A 26,272-nucleotide genomic window follows, 5' to 3' on the forward strand; every position below is an offset into this window, starting at 1 on the left:
ATAAAGGTGGGCTGTTACAATGCCAAGCAATGTTTCTTCGCCGCAGGTTAATACGCCTGCGCCAAGCGGGCCTAAGTTTGAATCAGAGACGGAACGCATAACGCCTTACCAGTGGAAGGTACTGTCAGCGGTAATATTTGCCTACATTTTTGACGGTCTGGATTCAATGCTGTTTTCACTTACGCTGGCAATGATGATGAAAGAGTTTGCTATCGGTAAAGATATTGCTGGATTGATCGTAACCATATTCCTTGGCGGACAAATTGTCGGAGGAATGCTGGTCGGTTTTATCGGGGACTGGTTGGGTCGAAAAGGATCACTCATCTTTGCCATTTTCATGTACAGCATAGGTACGCTATGTTGCTCTTTTGCTCCCAGCTGGGGCTGGATGGCATTTTTTAGAGCGATTACCGGTTTTGGCGCTGTAGGAGCGCAGGCGCCCATGTCAAGTCTGATTGCAGAGACATGGCCTGCCAAACACAGATCAAAATGCGCCAGTTTAATGATGGGCATGTGGGGAATATCGGCGTGTATTGGAGCGCTGTTTGTATGGTTCCTGGTTCCTCACTGGGGATGGCGTTCGGTGTACTTAATCGGCGGTATCGGGGGGTTGTTCCTGGCTATACCGTATGTGTGGCTGACAGTTAAAGAAACCGACCGGTTTAAGGAAGTTGCTGAACAACGTCGCAAGGAGAAGGCGGAAGGCAGAGGCTTACTGTCAGATATAGGAGACCTTTTCAAGGTTCCCCAGTGGCGTAAGAACTGGTTGATTGGGTTAGCCGCTCCCTTCGCGCAGCTGACAACATTGTGGGCATTCCTTACACTGGTGCCGGCCTATGTAATGTTGGAAAAAGGATACTCTGTTGGGCAGGGAATGACCTGGTTCCTAATTACAAACGCGGTAGGATCATTCGGATTCCTGCTGTGGGGTCCCTACGCCGACTGGAGGGGCAGAAAACCGGCCTTTCTCTTATGGGCATTAATAGCGGGCATTAGCATGCCGCTTGCATTGCTGTGGGCGCCAACTCAGACTTGGTTCATGATCCTCTCGTCCACAACTATATTTGGCATCTACGGAACATACAGCGGAATCATGACCTATCTGCCGGAGTTGTTCCCGACAAAAATGCGCAGCACCGCTACCGGATTGACTAACCAAACGGGACGTCTTTTAAGCGCGCTGGCTCCCTGGCTCATAGGTGTGTTGTCTCAGAATATAGGCACCGGCCGGGCGGTGTCATGGACCGCGCTATGCTGGGTAGCTGTTTTGCTGGCGGTAGTGTTTGGACCTGAGACCAAGGGTAAGTCATTGGAAGAGATAACCGGTAAATAATAAATCATTATTAATGATTGTTTTGGCCAAGTTAAATTAGTAATGTGAGTATACCTTAAGAAAAGGAGTATTAACATGGTTAAGGTTATAACAACTGGAAAACCGTATAGTTGTCTGGTTACTGACGGGGTTCATCAATTGCAAGCTGATACTATATTGGAATATGGTGGTGGAAATGCTGGTTTTCGACCTCACGACCTTTTAGCTGCAGCCTTGGGAACCTGCCAAGCCATATCAGTACGAATGTATGCCTCTAACCATGGTATTCCGGTACGATCTGTTACAGTAGAAGTTGAAATAGATCGTACTACACAGGATAAAACTGTATTTCGAAAAATAATATCTATAGAAGGGGATATATCCGAAGACGAAAGAAAAAATTTATATAATGTAGCCACTACCTGTCCGGTTCAACAAACCTTGTCTCAACAGCTTGAATTTGTTATAGCTTAACTTACCATGACAGCAAACGGTTAAACATTTCTTTCTTGAAATATCATCGGTAGAAACGGTAAGTGCTGCTTTACGCTAATACTATTAGCATTACTGAGCTAAGGTGGAATATGATGCCCCATTATCACGTTACCCCAAAGTACAGTGAATAAAGTTAATTAGCGATATGTACATAAAGTTTAAGTGTAATGGATAATGGGGCAAATCCTTTAACAAACAAGGAGGGAGAAAAGATGGATCTCTCAAGGGAAAGTGAATTTTTAACTAGACTTGCGCAAGGAGTAGTTAATTTTGATGATGAAGGCGTTAAAGCTGTGGCAGAACAGTATTTAGCAGAGGGTTTGGACCCTCATAAAGCCGTATTTGAAGGTCTGGTTAAGGGGATGCAGGAGGTCGGAGTTCTATATGAAAGGCAGGAATATTTTGTACCTGAACTTCTAATGTGTTCCGACGCTTTAAATGCTGGATTGAACATATTCAAACCGTTTATGGCTAATGACAAATCAAATAGTCGTGGTCAGATAGTATTGGGTGTAGTACAGGGTGACGTACACGACATCGGCAAAGATATCGTCAAGATATTGTTGGAGTCTTCCGGTTTTGTCGTTCATGACCTTGGAAGTGATGTACCTTTAGAAAAATTTGTGGAAGAACAGGAACGTACTAATTCGGAAATTGTGGCAATCTCGGCTATGATGACTACAACCATGGTTCAGATGAAAGATATTATAAAAGCAATAAAAGCTAAAAATCCAAATGTGAAATTCATGATTGGCGGCGCGCCGGTTACAGCTGACATAGTTAAGTTGTTTGGGGCCGACGGGTATGGCAAAGACGCGAGCGAAGCCTTGAAAGAAGCTATTAGAATCGTTGAGTCGTTAAATAACTAATATTAATGCAATAAACACAGGTTTTAACTGCGAAAAACTAAGGATTATTGCGCTAGTATACAAAGTTTAATTAATCTAACTATTAGTATAGGAGGAATTTTTAATTATGAAACGGATTAAAATGACACCAAGTGAAGCTATCGTTGAGACTCTTGTAGCGGAAGGGGTCGATCATTTAACGGGTATAGTCGGTTCTGCGTTTATGGATATGCTTGACCTTTTTCCCGCCGCGGGAATTAAATTCATACCTGTACGTCACGAACAAACCGCGGCGCACATGGAAGACGCATATTCACGTGTGACTGGAAAATGTGGTGTATGTACCGGGCAAAACGGACCTGGTATCACCAACATGGTGACTTCAGTGGCGGCAGCTAATATGGCGCATAGCCCCCTGGTTGTTATTTCGCCTTCCGCCGGCACACCTACAATTGGTTGGGACGGGTTCCAGGAATGTGATCAGGTTTCTGTATTTAAAGCCATTACCAAGGCCACCGTAAGGGTTCCTCATCCAAAGAGGGCTGCGGATTGTCTAAGGACAGCTTTTCGTATCGCTTATGCTGAACGCGGCGCGGTATTGTATGATATTCCGAGAGACTATTTCTATGGCGAATGTGAGGAATCGATATTGGAACCTCACCAGTATCGAGTTGATAAAAGAGGATGTGGTTCTCTTGAATCCCTCGACAAAGCCGCCGAACTTTTAGCTGGCGCGAAACGTCCGGTTATTGTTTCCGGCAGAGGCGTCGTTGATTCCGGCGCGATTCCTATTGTGGCGAAAATAGCCGAAAAATTAACCGCTCCTGTGGCAGTTTCATACTTGCATAATGATGCCTTTCCGGCTGACCACAAGCTGTGGGTAGGCCCAATAGGCTATATGGGATCAAAAGCGGCCATGCATAGCTTGTCAGAAGCAGACGTGATTCTGGCCATTGGTACCAGGCTGTCTGTATTCGGTACGCTGCCTCAATATGACATTAATTACTTCCCGGAAGCAGCCAAAATTATCCAAATTGATATCAACCCCAAACATATTGCCCGTACGCACCCAATAGAAGTGGGTATTATCGGCGACGCCAAAGAAGCCAGCGCTGAAATTTTGAAGCGGCTGGAGACTAAGTTTCCCGATTTAAAAATTAATGAAGAACGCTTAAAAAAGATTAAATCCCGCCAGATTGATTGGGAAGATGAGATAGTACGTGAAGCGATGGTTGAAGGCCAGCCAATGAATCCGCGCAGGGCATTGCTGGAAATCTCCAAGGCCTTACCCAAAAATGTTATCGTTACCACTGATATAGGAAACGTTTCCTCCACTGCCAACAGTTATTTAAAATTCACCGCGGAAGGTAAGCATATTGCCGCATTGACCTTTGGGAACACCGGGTTTGCATATCCCGCCGCACTTGGGGCGCAGCTCGGCAAACCTGATGCCCCGGTGGTTGCTATTATAGGTGATGGCGCGTGGGGCATGAGCCTGCACGAAGTAAGCACCGCCGTTGAGCACAATCTGCCTGTGGTTGCTTGTGTTTTCAGAAATATGGCCTGGTGCGCCGAGAAGAAGAACCAGATTGATTTTTACAATAACCGTTTCCTTGGTTGCGACATACCCAATCCCGAAAGCTTCATCCCTGTCGCCAAGGCAATGGGCGCCGCTGGTTTGAGAGTTGACAGTCCCGACGTTGTAAGGGCGGCTATAGAAGATGCTTTGATATCCCGTAAACCAACTGTTCTTGAATTTGTGGTAGACGGTAGTATACTTGCTCCACCATTCCGAAAAGATGCTTTGGCTCTACCCACCCGTTACCTGCCCAAATACCAACATCTGGATTACAGAAACTGGTGATTTAAAGATCTGTATAATTAATGAGATAAATATGTGGGAGGTACAATATGAAAATTATTGTATTAGCTAAACAAACCTTTGATACCGAGGCCAAACTTAGTCTGGACAACAATGGGAAGATAGATGGCCAGGGGGTTAAACTGATTATGAACCCCTATGATGAATTTGCGGTAGAAGAGGGACTGCGGATAAAAGAAAAGACAAATGGTGAAGTGACAGTGATCAGCGTAGATAAGGAGCAAGACCAGGATGCCTTGAGGCAGGCCATAGCAATGGGCGCTGATGAGGCTGTGATGGTGGTACCCGGTGATGTAGAGTTGGATGAGTATGCTACCGCGACTATATTAGCCAAGGTTATTAGTAAAATGGAGTACGATATCATACTTGGAGGTTTTAGGGCTATAGACGACGGGTCTTGTCAGGTAGCGGGCAGAGTGGCTGAGAGCTTAAATATTCCGGTTGTTAATATGATTACTGAAATCAAAATTGAGAATGGCAAGGCTCAAGCTACCCGTGACATCGAAGGCGGCAGTGAAGTTATAGAGGTTAAATTACCGGCGGTATTCACAGCCCAGAAAGGACTTAACGAACCTAGATATCCCTCAATGAAGGGGATTATGAAGGCCAGGAAAAAACCTGTAAAAATTATCAGACTTGGTGAATTGGGCTTGGTTGAAGATCAGATTGCCGCCAAGGTGAAACCGGTGTCCTATACGCTGGCGGAACCTCGCAAGGCAGGTCAAGTTATACAGGACGAACCTGCCAAGGCTGTTTCCCAAGCTGTAAAACTTATACTCGAAAAAGTAAAAGTGGTTGTATAAGTTTTGATTACAATTTGAGGAGTGAATTTCGCATGACAAAAGGGATTTGGGTTTTTGTTGAACACCGTGAAAACCTGATCAAGAAGGTTGTTTTCGAAACTCTTAGTGAAGCAAGAAAGATAGCAGACCAAATTGAGGATGAATTATGTGCGGTTTTAATCGGTAAAAGTAATGACAGCTTGGTAGAATCCCTTAGTGAGTACGGAGTTGACAAAATATATCTTGCGGAAAACGATGTGCTGAAAACCTATACTACTGATGGCTTTACCAATGTAATGTCAGATTTAATTAGAAAATATGAGCCAAGAGCTCTACTGATTGGATGCACTATCAACGGACGTGACCTGGCCGCACAGGTAGCCCAGCGTCTTGCGACAGGTTTATTGACTGATTGCACCGGCATCGAGGTTATTGACAGCCAACTGGTATTCACCCGTCCTATATACGCGGGTAAGGCAACTGTAAAAGCTTCCTGTAAAACAAACCCCGTTATAGCGACCATTCGCCCCAATACCTTTGCCGCTGTACAGAATAAGAAAGATCCCAAAATAGTCAAAACTGTTACTGACTGCGGAAATATCCGGCAAGTAGTTATAGATGCAGTCAGACAGGTTTCCCAAAGACCGGAACTTACCGAGGCAAATGTAGTTGTGACAGGTGGTAGGGGAATTAAGGGTCCGGAAAACTTTAAGCTGTTGGAAGAGCTTGCCGACGTCCTCGGAGGAGCTGTGGGCGCTTCAAGAGCAAGCGTAGATGCCGGGTGGGCGCCGCATAGTATGCAGGTAGGACAGACCGGTAAAACTGTATCACCTACATTATATATTGCCTGCGGGGTATCAGGAGCTATTCAACACTTCGCTGGAATGAGTTCTTCCAAGTGTATTTTTGCAATCAATAACGATCCGGAAGCTAATATCTTCAAGATAGCTGACTACGGCATTGTAGGCGACCTTTTTGAGGTAGTGCCGTTGCTTACAGAAGAATTTAAGAAACTAAAAGCTTCTTCCTAAGAGTAAATACCAGTATCACATTGCGTAACTTACCCGTAATAAATCGCAGTAAAAACAGGAAGTGAACCGTTGTGAAGGTTTTAGTCTTAAATTGTGGTAGTTCCTCCGTTAAATATAAACTATATGACACTGATGCGAATATTGTTTTAGCTGAAGGTTTGGCTGAGCGAATTGGCATGCAGGGATCAAGAATTAAGCATCTAGGGCTTGGTGAAAATATAAAAATCAGTATAGAATATGCGCTGTCCGGGCATGAAGAGGCGATAAAGACGGTCCTGCATCTTTTTACCCATGATAATTATGGTGTGATAAAAAATATTGATGAAATACAGGCTGTAGGCCATCGTATTCTGCATGGCGGCGAGAGATTCAGCAGTCCTGTAGCAATAGATAACGAGGTGCTGGATTTACTGATACAATGCGTCGAACTGGCGCCACTCCATATGCAGCATAACATTGCTGGAATAAAGATATGCCAAAAGCTTATAAATCATGCCACTCAGGTCGCTGTTTTTGATACTGAATTCCATCAAACCATGCCGGATTACGCGTATATATATCCCATACCATATGATTATTATAAAAAATACAAGGTACGGAAATATGGCTTTCATGGTATCTCTCACAAATACGTGGCTCAAAGGGTGGCTGAAATTTTATGCGACAAGTCCAAGGTTGAAGATCTGAAGATTATTTCCTGCCATTTAGGCAACGGAGCCAGCCTGTGCGCGATAAAAAGCGGTAAATCTATTGATACTACTATGGGCTTGACTCCTTTGGCCGGTTTAATGATGGGCACGCGCAGCGGCGATATAGATCCCGCGGTTATTCCCTTTCTGGCAGAAAAAGAAAGGATATCTCTGGAGGAGGTGGTCAAAGTCCTTAATGAAAAAAGTGGGGTGTTGGGGATATTTGGCGCTTCCAGCGATTTCAGAGATGTTATAAAGGATGCCGGGGCGGGAAATGACAGGGCCCGCCTTGCCTTGGATATGTTTATTTACAGAGTCGCCAAATCTATCGGTTCTTTAATCCCAGTCATGGGAGGTCTTGATATCCTTGTTTTCACAGCTGGTATTGGAGAGAATTCTTCAGAAATACGCAGAAGGATATGTGAGAAATTTGTGAACATTGGAATTGAAATTGATGAGCAATTGAATTTAGAAAATGGGGCGGAAATTGAAATATCGACGGTAAATTCAACGGTAAAAGTGCTTGTGATTCCAACCGATGAGGAAAAAATGATTGCTCAAGAAACCATCTCAGTTGCCAAATGCTGCTCTAGCCATAAGATGATCAGTTAGTCAGTAGGGAAAAGTCATCATCTTTTCAAGTATAGAGTAATTTCGGAAAGTCGGTTTGCAAAGACCGTTCTGTCATCGCGAGGAGTGAAAGCGACGTGGCGATCTAACAGTATAAAGCGGGGGTAAGAGCCGGAGATTGCTTCGCTTAACGCTCGCAATGACAAACGGTAGGACTTTACGAAAGTATTCAAGTATATCGTAAGGAGGTTAAAAAAGTGGCCAAACAGATGCTGATTGACGCCCTCCGGGGCAAGAAGACCGACACGGCGCCATGGCTTCCCTATTCGGGTGTGCATTGCGCGTATGTGATTAATGAGCCGGCCGACAAATACCTGAAAGATCCGCAACTGCTGGCAAAAGGCCTGGTGGAAACAGCCAGAAAGTACAAAGCGGACGGCATCCCCCTGGTTTTTGACCTGTCTGTTGAAGCAGAAGCCATGGGCTTGGAAATCAAATATTGGAATGACAATGTTCCTTCGGTACAGTCCCACCCCCTGTCTAATAAAACAGTCGACGAGGCCGGTTTGAAGGTGCCGGGGCCCGATGACGGACGCTGGCCGGTACTCTTTGAAGCTGCCAAGATCGCCAAGCCCCAGTTGGATGAATTAGACTGCGCGTTGCTGGGCCTTGCTTGCGGGCCGCTTACGTTGGCCAGTCACCTGGCGGGAGTGAGGTTTTTTACCGACGTTGTCAAGCAGAAGGAAAGAGCACACAGTGTAATGAAATTCTGCGCGCAAGTCGTGGAGAAATCAGTGGAAATGTATGCTGAGATGGGCTGTGAAATTATTGCCATCGTAGATCCGGTGGCTTCCCAGATTAAAAATGAAACATTTAAAGAATTTGTCCACGCTTACTGTCAAAGCGCAATCGCCGCCATTCACCGGTTGGGTAAAACGTCTGTTTTCTTTATTTGCGGTGACGCCACGAAAGTGCTTGAATCTGTCTGCCAACTCGGCACCCACGGGTTCGGGATTGACGAGCAAATGAACATGAATTTCGTCCGCGACCTGGCCCTCAAATACAAGGTTGGATTTGCCGGCAACCTCAAGTTGACCCTGGCTCTTTCCCTTGGTATCTTGTCACCCCGCGAGGACGCCATCGTAAGCCTGGCGGCGGGTGGTACGGAGGGTTTCACTCTTGCCCCCGGCTGAGACATGCCCTTTAATGTTCCTGCGGAACATATGCAGCAGGTTTTAGACGCAAAAGACTGGTTCTACAATTACTATCCCAAGTACCCGGCATCCTGGTAAGACGGGAGGACATAACATGCCTGAGAAAAAAATTAAAATCGATGTTTTAACCTTGGACAGCGTGCAATGCGCCGCTTGCGGGTACATGATGGAATCAATCGCGGCCATGCCTCCCGATGTCCAGGAGGTGATTGAATATAAGGAATGGTCAATCAAGGGCAATGACGGTATCGGTAAATTCATGGAGCTAAAAGGTAAGGTGCTCCCAACGATTTGTATAGAAGGAGATCTCGTTTTTGAAAGCATCATACCCCAGTATGAAGAGCTTATTGATGAACTGGCGAAGCGGGCCTCCTCTCCTGAAATGAAAGAACGGTTATTGTCATTGCGTGAAGTGGGATTTAATTTTGACAATATTAAAGAAAATCTGCAAAAAGCAGGCGCTGGCCAGTTTTGAGCTTGAGGTTATTATTTAACCTCTTTCAGTTAGTGCGATAGTTTGCATCCATATATATCTCTCTCCTTTCCTTTACATTCCTTTGACATGGATAACCTTTAAAACAGGTCAAACCTTTTCCTGGTACAGGCCTGAAAGGAGATTATCCATGTCAGGGGGTCTCTCTTTAGTTGCTGCAACATCTCATGAAGGGGTGTACTATAAGCCATTTTACTTTTAGCCGTATAAACCACCCGCAGTTTTAACTGTTGAAAGGAGGTTCAAGAGTTTTCAGTTTATGGAAGTTTTAGATAAAATAATCAACGTTGCTCATTTTTTTAAAAGTCTTTTAGGACCAGGCTATACATTAGGCATTACCGATCTTAAGAGATTTGTCTGGTACTCGGAAGGTAATTTAAAGCTGGGAATAAAGGTCAATGACCCGGTTAAGCCGGGTTCTATAGCGCATGAAGCCTTACGCTCCGCCCAAAGACAGGTGCGCTTTATATCAAAGGAGTTACACGGGGTTCCTTTTATGGGTGTCGGTGTTCCTGTTACTGATCAAATGGGAAGAATAGTGGGGAGTATTGTGTACTCTACTGAAACAACCATAGTTGATAAAATTCAGGAGATTTCAAGCGATCTGGAAGAGAGGATTATTAGCGGTACTTCTGAAGCTTCCGAACTTTCCGCGGCAGCCCAGCAACAAGCCGCCTCAACCAGTGAAATGGTTAAAAACGCGGATGAAATAAAAAAAGAGTTAGATATAATGAGGGAAATGCTTGAATTAATCAATGAAGTATCTGTAGCGACTCACCTGCTTGGTTTAAACGCGGCTATTGAGGCCGCCCGGGCGGGCCAACATGGCCGCAGCTTTTCCGTAGTGGCCGGAGAAATTCGCAAGCTGGCGGAAAGCACCAGGAACAATGTTGATAAAACCTCAAAGAATTTAGACGCTGTCAACAAAAATATAGCCGGTTTCTTGGATAATATAAAGCAGATTTCTGATGTTACTGACTCTCAGGCCTCTGCAATACAAAATGTAGCCGGTATACTTCAAGATCTGGAAGAAAGCGCGCGTCAATTAAGAGGCCTTTCCTCGAGAATTATTAATTAGTTGCAACCTGTAACTTAAGTAAATATTGGGGAACGAGAGGTAAAAAAGTGAGCAGGTATGCTGGGAAAATCAAATTAGTCATATTGGATATGGCTGGTGTTGTTTGTGATGGGCCGCAAGACCTAAGGCATATTTATCCCGGTGATGACTTAAAAGGATGCAAAGCCCCGATTATTCCTTTTACAGAGGTCTTGCTCAAGCATAATATTGTTGTTGACTGGGCTACCATCAGAAAACATATGGGGCTGTATAAAAAAACTCACTTGCAATTGCTTCTTGAAGATGAAAATGTTAAAAACCAATTTATAAAAGAGTATGGACATGATTGTTCTGAAAAAGATTTTAATCAGATCTTTCAAGAGTATGAACTATTACTTAATGAGGTTATTGTTAGGGAAGAATTGGCCAAGCCAATTGAAGGCGCATTGGAATGTATAGCAGCATTAAGAGAAGCCGGGATAGTTGTTGGCAGTGATACAGGTTATACCAGGGAAGCGTCAACTGCCTTGAGAAGATTACTGGAAAAAAAATACAATCTTGTATTCGACGTAACTACTGATGCTGAAACAGTAAAAGGAAGGCCAAGTCCCTTTATGGTTTTTGATTGTATGGATAAAGCGAATGTTTACCCGGTTGAAACGGTGGTTAAGGTTGATGATACTGTGGCGGGGATTTATGAAGGCCGTAATGCCGGAGCATGGACCATTGGTATTTATAGTAGCGGCAGCAATGATTACGATCAACTGGCTAAAGTAAAGCCTGACTTTTTAGTGCCTTCAATAAAGTATGTTGCAGAAGTGATCTTCCGTCAGATTGAGTCAAGGCTGAAAAGAGGTAAATTGCCGGGGCAAGGTGTCTTATAAATAAAAAGCCGGCCAAGAGAAATTACTGGTGAAAAGGTAGTAAAAATATGACACCGTTACATTTAGAAGTCATTTATGCGGGGGATCAAAATCTTTGTTGCTTTTACATGGTGGAGGCAGTGAAGTCCGCGGCCTCCGTTTTCGAAAATGAGCTTACATGGTCCATTGTAGAGATTTTTAAAAAAGAAGGCTCCAGACGTTTCTATGATTTATCCGTGGCGCTTTACGGGGAAGAGAACGTCAGAAAATACCACCGCCACGCGCCGATCCCGTCTATTTTTATTGACGGCAAACTTGCATTCAGTCAAATTCCGCCGGTGGAGGAGTTGGAAGAGTACTTGAGGTTGCTGATCGAAAAAAAGAGACAAGATCAGGAAATCTAGTGATTTAGGGGAAGGCATCCTCGATTGATTACTGTTTGCTAAGGAGAGGCTCCGGGACAAGCGGGAGTAAATAAAGGGAAGTGGGGGTATATATGAGTAAGGTCGTTGTTGAAATTTTAACCACCGATCAATGAGCGTCCGGAACCTACATGGTTGAATCGGTAAAGGCTTTACCGAAGGAAATTCAGGCTATGATCGAATTACAGGTATGGAACATAGAAAGAATTGACGTGATTAATCGAAAAATGTCTTTACGCGCAAAATCCATACCCAGTATTGCTATAAATCAGGAGATGATCTTTGAATCCACTATTCCGCCCCAGGAAGACTTGATTTCCGCAATTCAAAAAAAGTATTCTCCTTAAACTGTCTCTAACAACATTGCTTTTTTTTAAAAAGTTCCGCATTTGAACTGCTAAGCTTTTTAAGGTTAGGGGGTAGACCATGTGTCAAGCACAACTGACGTATATCTGATAACCGGTTTTTTGGGCAGCGGCAAAACCACGTTTTTAAACAGGCTGGTGAACCAGTTCCCCAGGGACCGTAAGCTTATGATTCTAATGAATGAGTTTGGGGAAATCGGGGTGGACGGAGCGCTCGTGGAGGGGCAAGACCTGGAGATTTTCGAAATCAGTAAAGGTTCTATTTTCTGTGCCTGCGTCAAAACTGATTTTATCAAAGGTCTGTTTGAGATTGCCCAGAAGATCAAACCTGATCTGCTGGTTATAGAATCAACCGGCGTAGCTAACCCTACTGACCTGAAAAAGGATTTAAATCTGCCTATTTTTAATGGCTGCTTTAAGTTCAAGGAACAGTTTTGCATTATTGACGCGGCCAATATTTTAGATGAATTTAATACTTTTGCTTCGGTGGAAAGACAGATTTCATCATCTACAAGGTTTATTATCAATAAGATCGATCTGGCTACACAGGAGGAAATACTTGAAACAAAAAACCTGGTCAGCAAGTACCATCCCTCCCCAATATTTTATGAAACCACCTTCGCCAATATAGATACAGCCGGAATATTAGGTCTTGTTAAGACGCCGGAAAAAAAAGAAACCAGCGCCGCCTGCCGGCAAATGACCGAAGCGGAACTGGACCAGTATGTTGAGGATCTGCTGAATGACCCGCGGGCGTCTATAACTCCACCGGATATTTTGATGTCCGCCGCTTTCTCCTGGGAAGGGGGAGATCTTTCATCCATATGGTCGTTGTCCAGTCAGTTGCCTAAAGAAGTGGTCCGCGCCAAGGGTTTTCTAACGGCTGATGCCAAGGTGTTTCTTTATAATTACGTAATGGGTCATTATACCATCATAGAACAGTCTGCCGCGGCAAAAGAAATCTTGAATAACATACTTGTTTTTATCTTTGCGCCCGAAGCCCAAGATGCGCTGGAACAATTGTTGGGCAGCTATAATTTTGTAAAAAAAGAATTTTAAATATACTTTTAAATAAGACGGGCCGGTTGCTGAGGTGAAAACAAGTGGGAAAGTATGCTGGAACTATAGTTACTGGAATTATTGGAAGCGGTATCTGCGGTTACAAAATTAATGTTGAAGCTGTTTCCCAAGACGGCAGGCATGTCAAAATAAAGATCGACAGCGAATGTCCTAATTACCTTAAAGTCATGGATGAATTGCATGAGGTGGACGCCTACCGTGAAATGTTCCAGAAACTACACCTCGGGGCGGTTTACCAGGTTCTTTCCAAATATATTCCGCATCCAAGCTGTCCAGGCCTGCCGGGTATTCTGAAAACGGTGGAAGTTGCCGCAGGCATAGCTTTGCCTCAGACCGCGACCATGGTAATCAGCAAAAAACAAACTTAATCGATATCTCGGGAAGTATGGGTGAGTTTAATGGCCGTTAAGATTATATTTCAACCGTCCGGCCTGCGCGGCCGGGTGGAGGAAGGGATTTCTTTATTAGAGGCTGCTCGCCAATTAGGTGTAGACATCGAAAGCGTTTGCGGTAGTACCGAAATTTGTGGAAAATGCAAAGTAAAAATCGAGGCGGGCTATTTTGCCAAGTTTAACCTGGACTCTCAAATGAGTCACCTTTCCGGGTTGTCGGGAGAAGAACGGGGAGTCTTAACAGAAAAAGAAATAGCAGAAAATTACCGTTTGGCCTGTTCTACCCGGATTTACGGAGATGTGCTGGTATTTGTGCCTGAAGAAAGCCGGGGAAAAAAACAAGTAGTGTTGGAGCAGGGAAAGGAGCGTCTTTTCAAGCTTAATCCGGCTGTGCGCAAAATCCCCCTCGAAGTTGAAGCGGCTACGCTTGGTGACCTGCGGGGTGACTTTGAGCGGATCCGTGACGCTTTAGCGGCAAGTTGCGGGCTTACAAAAGATTTAACTATAGACTTCCCTGTTTTGTGCAATCTTCCGAATATTTTACGATACGAGAGAAGCAAAAACAGGCGTATCACTGATAAAGGCATGCCCTTAACTAAAGATACCTGGAATGTAACTGTTACCATATGGAACAACAGAGAGATCATATTGGTTGAACCCGGCCTTATTGAACATTGCGTGGGGCTGGCCGTAGATGTTGGAACAACGACCGTTGTGGCGTACCTGTGTGACTTGAAAAACGGGAAAGTTCTGGATATGGATTCCATGATGAATCCCCAGGTACGCTACGGGGAGGATGTTCTGTCGCGGATATCCTACGTGATGATGAATGAGAGCGGCATGCGGCACATGCGTGACGCCATAATTGAAGGTATTAATACACTAACCTGCCGCTTGGCTGAAAAAAACGGATTTCTGCCGGAAGATATCGTGGATGTGGTTATGGTTTTTAACACTGTCATGCAACATGCTGCCCTTGGCATAGAACCAAAATTTCTCGGCCGTTCGCCTTTTATTGCCGGGGTGAAAAGCTCTATGAATATTAAAGCGCGCGATCTGGGAATTAAAGTATGTCAGACGTCTTATGTCCATACCCTGCCTATAGCAGCCGGCTTTGTCGGGGCGGACAACGTGGGTGTGCTGATTGCCGAGGAGCCTTATAGAGAGCAAGAAAAAATACGGATGTGTATAGATATTGGAACTAACGGTGAAATAGACATTGGTAACGCTGACAAGATGTTATGCACCTCATGCGCTACCGGGCCTGCCCTGGAAGGCGCTCAAATTAAGTTTGGCATGCGTGCCGCGCCGGGAGCGATTGAAAAGGCGCGAATCGATCCGGAAACAATAGAAATTTCATATAAAGTAATCGGTCAGGAGCAATTTTATCCTGAGCTAAAAACAACAGGGGCCAAGGGAATTTGCGGTTCGGGGATTATTGACATCGTCGCGGAGCTTTTTAAAGCGGGAATAATTCAATCGAACGGCCGGTTTAATATGGGCTTAAATTCCAACCGTATCAGAAAGGGTGAAGACGGTAAGCCGGAATACGTTGTGGCTTGGGCAGAGGAAACATCTATTGGCAAGGACATCACCTTTAATCAAGCTGATGTGCGTGCTGTTCAACTGGCAAAGGCGGCGTTGTATGTGGGAGCCAACTACTTAATGGAAAAATTGGGTGTTGACTGTATTGATAGCATAGTCCTGGCCGGCGCTTTCGGAAATTTCATAGACAGGGAAAGCGCCATGGTAATAGGTATGATTCCGGATTGCGACCTGGCAAACGTCGTGGCTGCCGGCAACGCCGCTGGTGACGGCGCCAAGCTGGCATTGTTTGATGTGGATAAGCGCGAAGAGGCGGCCTGGATCGCCAGGGAGATAGAATTCATTGAAACGGCTATTGAGCCTGATTTCCAGAAGCGGTTTGTTGCAGCCATGGCTTTCCCGCATGCTGGAGATAAATTTCCTCATATCCAACATCTTTTAGATAAGATTCCAAAGCCTTAAAAACTAATTTTGAAAGAGTTGAGGAAATTATGGCGACCTTTTTTACAATTTCCTGGTTTATAGCCGCCCTGATGGTGATCCTGGCCATGGCGCTGCAGGCTCTGACAGGTTTTGGGTCGGCGCTTATTCTGGTGCCGCTGTTAGTTCTTATATACGATACGCATACGGCGATCGAATTGACCATGATAATTGCTTTTTATTCACTAGCGCTTCTCTCTTTACGTGTGCGGAAAGAAATTTTAATACCGATGGTCAGTCGCCTCTTTCTCGGAAGTATAGCAGGAATCTTTTGTGGGGCTTACGCGTTTATATTTTTTGAGGCCACGTGGCTTAAAATAATTATCGCCTTTACCACTCTGGTTTTTTCATTGCTGCTTTACCTGAATTTGGTGCCTAACCGGTCCACCGGTTTTCTGGCGGAGACCATGGTAGGGATGGCAAGTGGCTTTTTAGGAACAAGTGTCGGCATGCCAGGCCCACCCGTGGTGCTTTTTTTAAACTACAAGGGCTTGCCGAAAGAACATTTTAGGGCCACCGTATCTGCTTACTTCAGTCTGGTTTATCTGGTGAGTATTATCGTTCTTGTAAGTAAGCAGGTATTAAATCTGCAAATAATTATTATTGCTGTTTCCCTTTTACCTTTTGCTTTATTGGGGAATCTAATGGGTTTTCTTATCTTCCCGCGGATATCACAGGATTTTTTTCAACGGGGAATACCCATACTGGTCGCATTTTTAGCTGTCTATTCTCTGGTTACCACTTTTTTTTAAGAAAATTGCTTTCTGAGTGTTATGAGAAGTTGGCGCAAACCCAACCACCCACCCATCCATATAGTTCCTTAATTGGAATTTGGGTTGTCCGGTGGTTCTAAAACCATTATACGAGGAGGTTCTTGATGTGCGTACAGGATGGATAATTGTTTTTGCACTGGTAGTTCTAGTTTCTTTGGCGGCTTTCGGTTACGCTGTTTACCGGCGGATAAGCGTGTTAACCCTTGGCCAAAAGGAAATGCGCTGGGATAACATCGGCCAGCGGATTTATAATTTTTTTCTCTATGTAATAGCCCAGCGAAAATGCGCCTTTGGCGAACCTTACGGTATAGTTCACTTCTTTATTTTTACGGGTTTCATTTTTATTGCCCTGGGCGAATTGCCGTTGTTTTTTGAAGGACTGTTTCCTTCTTTTAAATTCCCCTTTTTAGGAACTAATTTTTATTTCTTGTACCTTAAAGACATAATGTCTGCTCTGGTCATTCTTGCTTTGATCATAGCGGCGTTCCGGAGGTGGGTGCTTAAGCCGTCGCGATTATACCGCACTTTGGACGCGGCTGTTATTCTGTTGCTTATTTTTGGTGTTATAGTTACAGATTGGTTAACCAGCGGAGCCAGGATAGCCCTGACCAATTCCACCGTTCCATACCCTGTCTACAATGCTTTTGCCTCCCTGCTGCGGGGCTTGAGCGCAGGCTCTTTGACTGCCGTTCAAGAAATATTCTGGTGGGCGCATGTACTTATTGTATTTGGATTTTTGGTGTACATCCCGTCTTCCAAGCACATGCACCTGTTGGCCGCGCCTTTTAACGCCTTTTTTAAATCCTTGCAGCCTTATGGAGGTCAAATGAGGCCTATGGATTTGGAAGACGAAGACATTGAGGAGTTTGGCGTGGGCAGGATCGAAGATTTTACCTGGAAGCAACGGCTGGACAGCCTTGCCTGCGCCGAATGCGGCCGCTGCATGGACAATTGCCCGGCTAATTTGTCCGGCAAGCCTTTAAACCCCAAGCAGTTAATCAGCCGCCAACTTAAAGAGCACATGCTGGAAAAGGGCGCGATGATGCTTAAAAAAGGGTTAAAATCCACCGGTGAAGACGCTGCAGGGGAGTTGGAGAAAATTGCCGGTGAAGATCCGCAGGCGGCGGAGATCTTGCAAAAGTCTTTAATTGGAGATGTTGTCACAGCAGACGAAATCTGGGCCTGTACGACGTGTATGAATTGCCAGGAACAGTGTCCCGTACTCAATGAGCATGTAAATAAAATAATTGATATGCGCCGTTACCTGGTTATGACGGAAAGTGATTTTGCCCCGGAATTACAGACAGCGTTCCGCAATGTTGAAAAGAATTTTAACCCCTGGGGCGTGGGCTGGGCCGACCGCGCCAGTTGGGCGAAGGATCTGGATGTAAAATTGATGAGCCAGGAAAGCAATGTCGAATATCTTTTCTGGGTGGGCTGCGCCGGCTCCTTTGATGACCGGGCTAAAAAGGTGTCCGTAGCGCTAACCAAAATATTAAAAGCCGCCAAGGTTAACTTTGCTATTCTGGGCGATGAAGAGAAGTGTACCGGAGACTTTGCCCGCCGGGCCGGCAACGAATATCTTTTCCAGTCCATGGCCTGCGAGAATGTGGAAGTGCTCAACGGCTACGGAGTAAAAAAGATTGTCACCACTTGCCCGCACTGTCTGAACACCCTGAAAAACGAATATCCTGCCTTTGGCGGAAATTATGAGGTAGTGCATCATACTCAACTGATTTGCGAGCTGATTAAGAGCGGCCGCTTGCAGTTAAAAAGGGACGTTTCCCTGGAAGAACAGGTGGTTGTCTACCACGATTCTTGCTACCTGGGCCGTTACCAGAATGAATATACCGCGCCGAGGGAGCTTTTTAAAGTAGTTCCCGGCGTAAAACTGGTAGAGATGCAGCGCAGCCGCAACCGCAGTTTTTGCTGCGGGGCGGGCGGGGGCCGCATGTGGATGGAAGAACATACCGGCCAGCGCATAAATAATATGCGCACTGAACAGGCCCTGGCTAAAAACCCGCATGTTATCGGGGCCAATTGTCCTTTCTGTATAACTATGCTGGAGGACGGGGTCAAGGAAAAAGCAGAAGTGGAAGGCAAGGTAAAAGTGCTTGATCCCAGTGAATTATTAGTCAAGCTTCTCCGGGATTAAATTTCTGTATAGGAGATGAATAGCATTATGAGAAAAGGAGTAACATTATTTTTAATTCTAATATTGTTGATTTATTCCGGCTATCAATACTTTAACAAGGAAAATCAGACAACTGTTAAGGTGGGTACATGGAAAACAGCACAAACTATACAACCATTTTTTTATAATCAGTATATTGATGGAACCTATAAAATTGAGGTTTTACCGTTTACGAATCCCGGAGACCAAAAAACTGCTCTTTTAGCTGGCGATTTAGATCTATGTGGAACAACACTGGTGCAAGCCATAATTTCTGCTTCTAAAGGAGAACCCGTTGTTATTGTGAGTGGACTTTGTAATAAGTGCTCAGCATTTGTCGTTGGGAATGACTCCGGGATACAATCTGTCAAGGACTTGAAAGGCAAAACCATCGCCTATGTTCCAGGCACAATGCATCATATACTGTTATTGGAGTCTTTAAAACGCGCCGGCCTTGACCCCGATAAGGATGTATTATTAAAAAGAATTGATTTTTTTGATATGGGACAAGCACTTGCACAGGGTGAGGTGGATGCATTTTGTAGCGGAGAACCGTATCCTTCATTAGCAGTTTCCAATAGCTATGGCCGTATACTTGAGTACCCATATTATGAGGAAGATATCGGTTATATTAACGCAGGTATGCTAACCACACATGAAAAAATTAAAAATGAACGGGAAAAGATACAAAAGCTTGTTACAGCTCATGTAAAGGCGACAGAGTATTTAACTAACAACAAGGATGCTTGGCTCAATAAGGCAGCTGAATTTGGGACGGTCAAAGAAGTTCTGCTTATTGCTGAGGATAATATGGAGCTTGCCTGGGATATCGATCAAAAATATATTAATCAGGCAAGAAAATTAGCTGAAAGAATGAAAGAAATTGGTGTGATATCAGAAGTGCCGGACATTGATAGCTTATTTGATTTAAGCTTTGTGAATCAAGCTAGAAAAGAGTTAAATAAGTGAGAAATAAAGCACCAAAAATATCGTTTGTTTCAATTATATTTCCGGCTGTTTTGGTTTTGATATGGCATTTAGTCTCTGTTACTGGTAAAGCGCCTGAATATATGATGCCATCACCCATAAAACTAATATTTGTAATGTTTGATTTTGTTACCGGAAGTCTTAAGCTTACTTCATATTCGGGGACTTTTTTTGCTCATTCGATTGTTAGTCTAGGACGTGTTTTATCAGGCTTTATAATTGCACTCACTGTCGGACTTCCACTTGGGCTTATTACAGGTAGGCTTTCTTGCATATATAAGATAATTGATCCAACAATTAATGCTGTAAGAAGCATACCGGGCATTGGGTGGCTTCCAATTGCGATGGTATGGTTTGGAGTAGGGACCAAGACTGCTATTTTTTTAATCTCTCTTGCAGGGTTTTTCCCAATATATCTTAATTCAGTTGCGGGTGCCAAATCGGTGCCCGTTAATCTGATAAAAGCGGGTAAAATGCTGGGTGCCCGGCATATACTTCTTTTCTGTAAGATAATTTTACCTTGGTCTATGCCTTCAATCTTCACTGGAATGAGGTTAGCGCTGGGAATATCGTGGGCATATTTAGTTCTTGGTGAATTGACAGGTGTCAATAGTGGTTTAGGTGCTGTAATGATGGATGCAAGGATGCTTGGACACGTTGATATAATAATTATAAGTATGATATGTATTGCATTTTGGGGGAAGCTTACGGACGAGGTATTGAAGCTTTTAATGAGGGTGCTTTTTCCGGCGTTAGGGGATGATAGATTTAATGAAGGTTAATGATACGATATTAAAGATTAATAATATCGAAAAAAATTATGCGGCAGGCGAAGATTCGGAAAAAGTACATGTGTTGAATTCGCTCTCTTTTAGTGTAAAGAAAGGCGAAATTGTCAGTATTGTAGGACCGAGTGGCTGCGGGAAGTCCACTTTGCTTAACATTGTAGCGGGATTTGAAAAAACGGATGGAGGTGGAGTGTTCTATAATAATACCAGAGTTTTCGGACCTAATTCTGAAATAGCGGTAGTCTTTCAAGCTCCTGAATTGTTTCTATGGCTTACGGTATCGGAAAATATTGCTTTTGGCCTTAATATAAAAAAAGAGGATAAACAAGTTATAAAAGATAAGGTTAGTGATTTTATTAAACTTGTTAATCTTGAAGGCTTTGAAAAGTTTTATCCAAATCAGTTATCTATCGGTATGCAACAGAGAGTTGCACTTGCCAGAGCATTAATATTAAGCCCCAATATGCTTATCATGGATGAACCATTTTCTGCATTGGATTACCAAACAAGAATTATGATGCAGAAGCTGCTACTAAAGCTTTGGGATAAATTTAAAATGACTATTTTGTTTGTCACTCATGATGTGGAAGAGGCTATTTTTTTAGCGGATAAGACTATAGTTTTAAGTAAAAGACCAGCGAAAATTATTGATGAGATAATTGTACCTTTTGAGAGACCACGCCAGATATCCATTATTGCAGATAATGAATTTTCAAAGCTAAAAAGTAGAGTTTTAGGGTACTTGATGTAGAGCAAGTTGTATTGTCATGGTAGCTGACAGGGATATGGTTATATTAAAGGGTTTTTAAAATTAAAGTGTCAAACTTGAATATTAATATTAGCAAATATAATGAAGTTGTTATTGATTTTATTAATTAAACCTATTATGATGGAGATGAAAATTTAAGCTTATGAACTATGATATTCTTATTAAAAAGGCGAAAGAGAATTCTCTTGAGGGTAAGCTTTTAGACAGAGAAACATTGATTGCGCTTTTAGAGATTGATCCTGATTCTAAAGCCGTAGAGAAATTGGGTGAATCTGCCAGAGAAGTGGCATCAAAATTTGCAAACAACAAGGGAAGTGTCTGGGCTTCTATTGGAATTGATTATCAGCCATGTAAAATGAATTGTAGCTTTTGTTCATTTGGTGTAAAATGGGGAGCTATTACTAATCGGTATCAATGGGGTGTTGATGATATTATTCAATATACAGGAAAATTTGTATCGGAAGGGGCAAAGTGGGTAACACTTCGTACAACAGAGTGTTTTAGAACAGACAATCTTTGTTCGTTGGCAAAAAAAGTTCGCTCCAATGTTCTTGGCAATTATGAACTCGTAGCAAATACAGGTGAACTAAATGATGAAAAAGCAAAACTTTTATATGAATCGGGATTTAAAGTGGTATATCATTCAATCCGTCTTAGGGAAGGCATAGATACGCCATTTAATGTTAATGAAAGATGTAAAACCTTGGAAGCTGTCCGAAGTTCAAATTTAACTTTAGCATATCTGGTTGAGCCAATTGGAGTTGAGCATTCAAATGAGGAAATTGCAGATGTGTTTTTAACTGCTATGCGGTATGGTGCGAAGCTAACGGGGGCTATGGCAAGAGTTCCTGTTTCCGGTACGCCTCTTTTCAAGTATGGGGCGCTTCCTGAAAGACGATTGGCACAGATTACCGCTGTGACCCGTTTAGGTGCAGGCAAATACGCACCTGATATTTGTGTTCATCCACCTTCAAAGCTTGCAATGGAGTGGGGCGCTAATGTAGTTGTGATAGAAACAGGCGCCATTCCGAGAGATATTAAGAATATAAAAAATGAATGGGGTGGTTTTGATATGTCTACAGCTAAAAAATGGTATGAAGAAACAGGGTATGAAGCATGATAAGATTTATTATTGGGGAGGCATAATTGCGTTAACAATGAGAGTAGAAAAAATTAATAACATCTGTAACTTGGGGACGGGCACAATGGGTTTTGGTATTACCCTCGTGTTTGCAATTGCAGGTTATGAAGTTAGAATGTTTGGCAGATCGGATGCTAGTATTAAGCGCGGATTCAGTAACATAAAGATTGCGCTAGATACTTATCAAAAGAACGGCTTAATTCAAAAGGTAGATGTACCTCAAATATTGGGGCGTGTTAAAGGTGTCACGACCCTGGAAGAAGCTGCTGAAGGCGCAGATTTTGTTATTGAATCGGTTGCAGAAGAACTTGCTGTCAAGAAAGAGGTCTTTGCCAAAATTGAGAAGCTTTGCTCACCGGATACGATATTTGCTACTAATACTTCCGGTCTCAGCCCCACAGCAATAGCAAACGTATTAGAACATAAAGAGCGTTTTATTGTTGCCCATTTCTGGAATCCGCCGCATCTACTGCCGCTTGTTGAGGTAGTCCCGGGCAAGTCAACTTCCCAACAAGTAGTGGAAATTACCAAAAAACTGATGGTGAAAATAGGTAAAAAGCCGGTAATTTTAAATCGGGAGGCTTTGGGCTTCATTGGTAATCGTATGCAGTTAGCACTGCTTCGTGAGGCATTGTATATTGTGGAATCAGGTATTGCAACCAAAGAAGCGGTTGATGCAGCTGTAAAATACAGCTTGGGGCGCCGCCTGTCAACGACCGGTCCACTTGAAAGTGCTGATCTGGGAGGTTTGGATATCTTTTATAATATTTCCGCTTATCTTTTAAAAGATCTAAGCAATAGTACAGATGTTTCACCGATATTAAAGGAAGCTGTTGAAAAAGGGAATCTAGGTTCAAAAACAGGTGCGGGTTTGTACGAATGGACGCCGGAAACATTGAAAAATATTAAAGTGTCCCGTGAAAATAATTTAATTGAGTGGCTGCGAAAAGATAAAACAATATAAATATCATATTATTGGGGAGTGTAAATAATTCCGTGTAAATGGAATTTTCATCTATTATTTACAGTTTATTCAACTACTAAAGTTGAGTTAATAACAAAAATGTATTCTTAAAACCATTGCCTCCTTAAGCACAAAGCCGTGATCAGAAAAAAAGAGGCCGGCTTCACCCAGTACAGCCGGCCTCTAAATAATTCAACAACTGGCAGTTTTAATTCAGCTCTTCATAATCCGCGTCATAGGTGAAGCTCTTCAGTGCGTGACTATCCTCATCATAGAATTTAACTATAACGGTATCAAGGCTGATGTCCGCGTCATCATCAAAAGCGGATACAATCTGTTCGCAAATATCTGTCACGTCACTTTCAATTCTGCTATCGCTTAAGTCATCCCAATCTGAGGCGGCGTCATCGTCAACAGCGGTGAATTTGGCGGTAACAGTATCATCTCCATCATAAGTGAGAGTTACTTCAAATTCTATGCCGCCAACGTCATAAGCGTCGTCTTCAAGGCTGTCTATAACATCATCCGCATCTTCGTCATCATCAGAGTTACGATAGTCGTCATCCTTAAAAGTTACGTCAAGATCATCGTCTCCGTCTTTACTAAATTTCACCAGCACATCGTCGCTGTCGATATCGTTAATTTCCCCGGTAACCTCAGTGTCATCAGAAAATTCATCCTGAATATCCCCCACCAAATCTTCAAGCCAGTCTTCAATATCACTGTCGCTCAGATCTTCCCACTCACTGTCATATTCTCCTAGATCAACATCTATCTGCACATCAACTTCGTCTTCGTCGCCGCTGAGGCTGATATCGTCAATTTCCACATCTTCCAAATAATCGTAATCGGACTTCAACTGATCTTCCAGCTCGCTTAAATCACTGTCTTCATCATCTTCATTTTCTTTACAATCTGCCAGTTGACTTTTCAGACTGGCGATTTCACTTTTTAAAGCCTGGATCTCTTTATCCTTTTCAGCTAATGAAGCAGAGTTGCCGCCGGTTATTTTCACGGCTTTAATCCAATCGAGCCATTCAACACTCTGGCCTAACGCTTCTGATACAAACCTGATCGGGACAAAAGTCCTGCCGTTATAAATGAACGGTTCCTCATCGGGCTGCAGGGTGATCGCATTGCCATTTACAAAAAGCTTGATATCCACATAGTCAACATTGATCGGTTTAGAAGCTACTGTAGCTTCGGCAGAAGCGGCCATCACCAGTACTAAAGTGAGCAGCAGCAACACGAAGATAATTTTTTTCTTCACTTTGATTCCTCCAATAAATATTTTTAATAATTAACCTGTCTGCTAACTGACCTGGAACCGTGTCTGCTAATTTACCCGGATATAAACACCTCCAGTTCGGGTAATCTTTATTGTGAAAATTTTGGTTGCATTTGTCTGAATCAATCAAAGCAGGGAGTTAAATCTATATGTATATAAATTTAACTAAACAAAGGCAAATCCTGCCTGAATTAAAGCTTAATTTTTGCTGAAATTATGCTCAATTAAAGAAGAAATCTTCACCAAGCTTTTGCTGCAGCTTGTGGACCCAGGCCGGTATTTTCCTGTCATTATTTGTTGGAATATATTGTTGATATGAGGCGGGAAAAATAAGCAATTAATGAAAATTTTACAGGATATCTTGTACTGATCTCCAGCCGGGGTAATTGTAATTTGTTATTTTAAGTTATATAATACTTCAACAAACACGGCTCACCAGCTTTGGTTGTGCCGGCGTAGTTCTCTTTTTTAATTTTTTGTGGGAATGCTGATAGGATTCCTCACAACTTTCCAAGAATACCATTAATATCTTTGTAAAACCTGATACCATTTTTATAAAGAGAGGATTGAGGCGGTACATGGCGCGAGTCAACGAGAACTACCTTAAGCTGCCCGGGAGCTACCTTTTTTCGGAAATAGCCCGGAGGGTAAACCAGTATAAAAAGGAAAACCCTGACGCGGATATAATCAGGCTGGGTATAGGTGATGTCACTCAACCACTGGCCCCTGCCGTGGTGGAAGCAATGAAAAAGGCCGTGGCGGAGATGGGCAGCCCGGATACCTTCAGGGGATACGGTCCGGAACAGGGGTATGAGTTCCTGATCGAGCAAATAATCGAAAACGATTTCAGGTCCAGAGGAGTCGAGTTAGCCGTTGACGAGGTGTTTATAAGCGACGGCGCGAAAACCGATACAGCCAACTTCCAAGAGATTTTCGGAATTAACAACATACTGGCGGTAAGTGACCCGGTTTATCCCGTCTATGTGGACAGCAATGTCATGGCCGGGCGTACCGGCATGGTGAACGATAAAGGACAGTTTGAGAAAATAGTGTACCTGCCCTGCACTGAGGAGAACGGCATGAAGCCGCCTCTCCCCCGTACCAGGGTGGACATGATTTACCTCTGCTTTCCCAACAACCCGACCGGGATGACCATTTCCAAAGAGGAACTGAAGGTGTGGGTGGATTACGCCAGGGAAAACAGGTCGGTGATATTGTTTGACGCCGCCTATGAGGCTTATATCCGGGAGGAAGGGGTGCCTCACAGTATTTTCGAGATTGAGGGCGCCCGCGAGGTGGCGGTGGAGTTCAGGAGTTTTTCCAAGACCGCCGGCTTTACCGGCACCAGGTGCGCTTACACCATAGTGCCCAAGGAGGTCAAGGCGTATGACAGCAATGACCAGGCTCACAGCCTCAACCCCATGTGGCTGAGAAGACAGACCACCAAGTTCAACGGGGTTTCCTACCCGGTGCAGGCGGCCGCCGCCGCGACCTTTACGGAAGAGGGCAAAAAGCAGGTCAGGGAAATAATCGATTACTACATGGAAAACGCCAGGATTATCAGGAAGGGCTTGGAAGAGGCCGGCTACAAAGTTTTCGGAGGAGTGAACGCCCCCTACATCTGGCTCAAGACTCCCGGCAATATGCGCTCCTGGGATTTCTTCGACAAACTGATGCGGCAGGTGCATGTTGTGGGCACCCCCGGCGCCGGCTTCGGAGCGCACGGCGAGGGGTATTTCAGGTTAACCGCCTTCGCCACCAGAGCTAACACAGAAAGGGCCATTGAAAGGATCAGGACCAGGATGTAGTTCCTAATAAGGCAGCTCCAGCGGCTGCCGTTTTTATTACAAAAAAAACATTTTTGACAGC

Annotated in this window: 24 protein-coding genes; 23 read left to right on the plus strand and 1 reads right to left on the minus strand. The window is 43.8% G+C overall.

Annotation, left to right across the window (positions count from 1 at the left end; translation table 11 throughout):
• Positions 1-19: 19 nt before the first annotated feature.
• The 22 genes from Pmgp_RS02985 to Pmgp_RS03090 all read left to right on the plus strand — a co-directional run bounded on the left by Pmgp_RS02985 (position 20) and on the right by Pmgp_RS03090 (position 23,115).
• Positions 20-1,333, plus strand: coding sequence for an MFS transporter (locus tag Pmgp_RS02985; protein ID WP_134212491.1), 1,314 nt, complete (start codon positions 20-22; stop codon positions 1,331-1,333).
• A 75-nt stretch (positions 1,334-1,408) separates the two neighbouring features.
• Entirely contained in the window at positions 1,409-1,786 is a 378-nt protein-coding gene (locus Pmgp_RS02990) for an OsmC family protein (protein WP_134212492.1), read from the plus strand.
• A 233-nt stretch (positions 1,787-2,019) separates the two neighbouring features.
• Positions 2,020-2,676 (plus strand): corrinoid protein, encoded by a 657-nt coding sequence (locus Pmgp_RS02995; protein ID WP_134212493.1) that lies wholly within the window; start codon positions 2,020-2,022, stop codon positions 2,674-2,676.
• Positions 2,677-2,782: 106 nt separating this feature from the next.
• Complete coding sequence (xsc, locus tag Pmgp_RS03000; RefSeq protein ID WP_134212494.1) at positions 2,783-4,519, plus strand: sulfoacetaldehyde acetyltransferase; 1,737 nt, start codon at positions 2,783-2,785, stop codon at positions 4,517-4,519.
• A gap of 47 nt (positions 4,520-4,566) precedes the next feature.
• On the plus strand, positions 4,567-5,340 hold the full coding sequence (locus Pmgp_RS03005; RefSeq protein ID WP_134212495.1) for an electron transfer flavoprotein subunit beta/FixA family protein: 774 nt from the start codon (positions 4,567-4,569) through the stop codon (positions 5,338-5,340).
• A 32-nt stretch (positions 5,341-5,372) separates the two neighbouring features.
• Positions 5,373-6,350 carry an electron transfer flavoprotein subunit alpha/FixB family protein gene (locus tag Pmgp_RS03010; protein ID WP_134212496.1) on the plus strand — a complete coding sequence of 326 codons (978 nt, stop codon included), beginning with the start codon at positions 5,373-5,375 and terminating at the stop codon, positions 6,348-6,350.
• 71 nt (positions 6,351-6,421) lie between these two features.
• Positions 6,422-7,651, plus strand: coding sequence for an acetate/propionate family kinase (locus Pmgp_RS03015; RefSeq protein WP_134212497.1), 1,230 nt, complete (start codon positions 6,422-6,424; stop codon positions 7,649-7,651).
• A gap of 215 nt (positions 7,652-7,866) precedes the next feature.
• The gene (locus tag Pmgp_RS03020; RefSeq protein ID WP_134212498.1) at positions 7,867-8,802 is read left to right on the plus strand and encodes a uroporphyrinogen decarboxylase family protein; all 936 of its coding nucleotides are present in this window, start codon (positions 7,867-7,869) and stop codon (positions 8,800-8,802) included.
• 115 nt (positions 8,803-8,917) lie between these two features.
• Positions 8,918-9,298 carry a hypothetical protein gene (locus tag Pmgp_RS03025; RefSeq protein WP_134212499.1) on the plus strand — a complete coding sequence of 127 codons (381 nt, stop codon included), beginning with the start codon at positions 8,918-8,920 and terminating at the stop codon, positions 9,296-9,298.
• Between the two features lie 277 nt (positions 9,299-9,575).
• The gene (locus Pmgp_RS03030) at positions 9,576-10,394 is read left to right on the plus strand and encodes a methyl-accepting chemotaxis protein (RefSeq protein ID WP_134212500.1); all 819 of its coding nucleotides are present in this window, start codon (positions 9,576-9,578) and stop codon (positions 10,392-10,394) included.
• Positions 10,395-10,441: 47 nt separating this feature from the next.
• Positions 10,442-11,257: an HAD-IA family hydrolase gene (locus Pmgp_RS03035; RefSeq protein WP_134212501.1), complete on the plus strand. Its 816-nt coding sequence runs from the start codon at positions 10,442-10,444 to the stop codon at positions 11,255-11,257.
• A gap of 47 nt (positions 11,258-11,304) precedes the next feature.
• On the plus strand, positions 11,305-11,640 hold the full coding sequence (locus Pmgp_RS03040) for a hypothetical protein Pmgp_00613 (protein ID WP_393970598.1): 336 nt from the start codon (positions 11,305-11,307) through the stop codon (positions 11,638-11,640).
• A 446-nt stretch (positions 11,641-12,086) separates the two neighbouring features.
• On the plus strand, positions 12,087-13,082 hold the full coding sequence (locus Pmgp_RS03045) for a CobW family GTP-binding protein (RefSeq protein WP_134212503.1): 996 nt from the start codon (positions 12,087-12,089) through the stop codon (positions 13,080-13,082).
• Positions 13,083-13,126: 44 nt separating this feature from the next.
• The gene (locus tag Pmgp_RS03050; protein WP_243119706.1) at positions 13,127-13,471 is read left to right on the plus strand and encodes a DUF6951 family protein; all 345 of its coding nucleotides are present in this window, start codon (positions 13,127-13,129) and stop codon (positions 13,469-13,471) included.
• Positions 13,472-13,501: 30 nt separating this feature from the next.
• A complete protein-coding gene (locus tag Pmgp_RS03055) occupies positions 13,502-15,502 on the plus strand; it encodes an ASKHA domain-containing protein (protein ID WP_134212504.1) in 2,001 nt (666 codons plus the stop codon).
• A gap of 71 nt (positions 15,503-15,573) precedes the next feature.
• Positions 15,574-16,272 (plus strand): sulfite exporter TauE/SafE family protein, encoded by a 699-nt coding sequence (locus Pmgp_RS03060; RefSeq protein WP_282432868.1) that lies wholly within the window; start codon positions 15,574-15,576, stop codon positions 16,270-16,272.
• Between the two features lie 127 nt (positions 16,273-16,399).
• Positions 16,400-18,448 (plus strand): heterodisulfide reductase-related iron-sulfur binding cluster, encoded by a 2,049-nt coding sequence (locus tag Pmgp_RS03065; protein ID WP_134212506.1) that lies wholly within the window; start codon positions 16,400-16,402, stop codon positions 18,446-18,448.
• A 27-nt stretch (positions 18,449-18,475) separates the two neighbouring features.
• Positions 18,476-19,435 carry an ABC transporter substrate-binding protein gene (locus Pmgp_RS03070; RefSeq protein ID WP_134212507.1) on the plus strand — a complete coding sequence of 320 codons (960 nt, stop codon included), beginning with the start codon at positions 18,476-18,478 and terminating at the stop codon, positions 19,433-19,435.
• Positions 19,432-20,235: an ABC transporter permease gene (locus tag Pmgp_RS03075; RefSeq protein WP_243119707.1), complete on the plus strand. Its 804-nt coding sequence runs from the start codon at positions 19,432-19,434 to the stop codon at positions 20,233-20,235. The genes Pmgp_RS03070 and Pmgp_RS03075 overlap by 4 nt, the downstream gene beginning before the upstream one ends.
• A complete protein-coding gene (locus Pmgp_RS03080; RefSeq protein WP_134212508.1) occupies positions 20,225-20,992 on the plus strand; it encodes an ABC transporter ATP-binding protein in 768 nt (255 codons plus the stop codon). The genes Pmgp_RS03075 and Pmgp_RS03080 overlap by 11 nt, the downstream gene beginning before the upstream one ends.
• 160 nt (positions 20,993-21,152) lie before the next feature.
• Complete coding sequence (locus Pmgp_RS03085) at positions 21,153-22,130, plus strand: biotin synthase BioB (RefSeq protein ID WP_134212509.1); 978 nt, start codon at positions 21,153-21,155, stop codon at positions 22,128-22,130.
• A 37-nt stretch (positions 22,131-22,167) separates the two neighbouring features.
• On the plus strand, positions 22,168-23,115 hold the full coding sequence (locus Pmgp_RS03090) for a 3-hydroxyacyl-CoA dehydrogenase family protein (protein ID WP_134212556.1): 948 nt from the start codon (positions 22,168-22,170) through the stop codon (positions 23,113-23,115).
• Positions 23,116-23,323: 208 nt separating this feature from the next.
• On the opposite strand, the gene Pmgp_RS03095 is transcribed toward Pmgp_RS03090, so the two are convergent.
• Positions 23,324-24,364 (minus strand): copper amine oxidase N-terminal domain-containing protein, encoded by a 1,041-nt coding sequence (locus Pmgp_RS03095; RefSeq protein ID WP_134212510.1) that lies wholly within the window; start codon positions 24,362-24,364, stop codon positions 23,324-23,326.
• 617 nt (positions 24,365-24,981) lie between these two features.
• On the opposite strand from Pmgp_RS03095, the gene Pmgp_RS03100 reads away from it, so the two are divergent.
• The gene (locus Pmgp_RS03100; RefSeq protein ID WP_134212511.1) at positions 24,982-26,211 is read left to right on the plus strand and encodes an LL-diaminopimelate aminotransferase; all 1,230 of its coding nucleotides are present in this window, start codon (positions 24,982-24,984) and stop codon (positions 26,209-26,211) included.
• Positions 26,212-26,272: the final 61 nt, after the last annotated feature.

It is taken from the genome of Pelotomaculum propionicicum (genome assembly GCF_004369225.1).
GTDB lineage: Bacteria > Bacillota > Desulfotomaculia > Desulfotomaculales > Pelotomaculaceae > Pelotomaculum_B > Pelotomaculum_B propionicicum.

Bases quoted from the DNA above. Each gene is read 5' to 3' on its own strand.
- Pmgp_RS02985 (WP_134212491.1), top strand. From the start codon at position 20: ATGCCAAGCAATGTTTCTTCGCCGCAGGTTAATACGCCTGCGCCAAGC.
- Pmgp_RS02990 (WP_134212492.1), top strand. From the start codon at position 1,409: ATGGTTAAGGTTATAACAACTGGAAAACCGTATAGTTGTCTGGTTACT.
- Pmgp_RS02995 (WP_134212493.1), top strand. From the start codon at position 2,020: ATGGATCTCTCAAGGGAAAGTGAATTTTTAACTAGACTTGCGCAAGGA.
- xsc (WP_134212494.1), top strand. From the start codon at position 2,783: ATGAAACGGATTAAAATGACACCAAGTGAAGCTATCGTTGAGACTCTT.
- Pmgp_RS03005 (WP_134212495.1), top strand. From the start codon at position 4,567: ATGAAAATTATTGTATTAGCTAAACAAACCTTTGATACCGAGGCCAAA.
- Pmgp_RS03010 (WP_134212496.1), top strand. From the start codon at position 5,373: ATGACAAAAGGGATTTGGGTTTTTGTTGAACACCGTGAAAACCTGATC.
- Pmgp_RS03025 (WP_134212499.1), top strand. From the start codon at position 8,918: ATGCCTGAGAAAAAAATTAAAATCGATGTTTTAACCTTGGACAGCGTG.
- Pmgp_RS03030 (WP_134212500.1), top strand. From the start codon at position 9,576: ATGGAAGTTTTAGATAAAATAATCAACGTTGCTCATTTTTTTAAAAGT.
- Pmgp_RS03040 (WP_393970598.1), top strand. From the start codon at position 11,305: ATGACACCGTTACATTTAGAAGTCATTTATGCGGGGGATCAAAATCTT.
- Pmgp_RS03055 (WP_134212504.1), top strand. From the start codon at position 13,502: ATGGCCGTTAAGATTATATTTCAACCGTCCGGCCTGCGCGGCCGGGTG.
- Pmgp_RS03060 (WP_282432868.1), top strand. From the start codon at position 15,574: ATGGTGATCCTGGCCATGGCGCTGCAGGCTCTGACAGGTTTTGGGTCG.
- Pmgp_RS03070 (WP_134212507.1), top strand. From the start codon at position 18,476: ATGAGAAAAGGAGTAACATTATTTTTAATTCTAATATTGTTGATTTAT.
- Pmgp_RS03080 (WP_134212508.1), top strand. From the start codon at position 20,225: ATGAAGGTTAATGATACGATATTAAAGATTAATAATATCGAAAAAAAT.
- Pmgp_RS03085 (WP_134212509.1), top strand. From the start codon at position 21,153: ATGAACTATGATATTCTTATTAAAAAGGCGAAAGAGAATTCTCTTGAG.
- Pmgp_RS03090 (WP_134212556.1), top strand. From the start codon at position 22,168: ATGAGAGTAGAAAAAATTAATAACATCTGTAACTTGGGGACGGGCACA.
- Pmgp_RS03100 (WP_134212511.1), top strand. From the start codon at position 24,982: ATGGCGCGAGTCAACGAGAACTACCTTAAGCTGCCCGGGAGCTACCTT.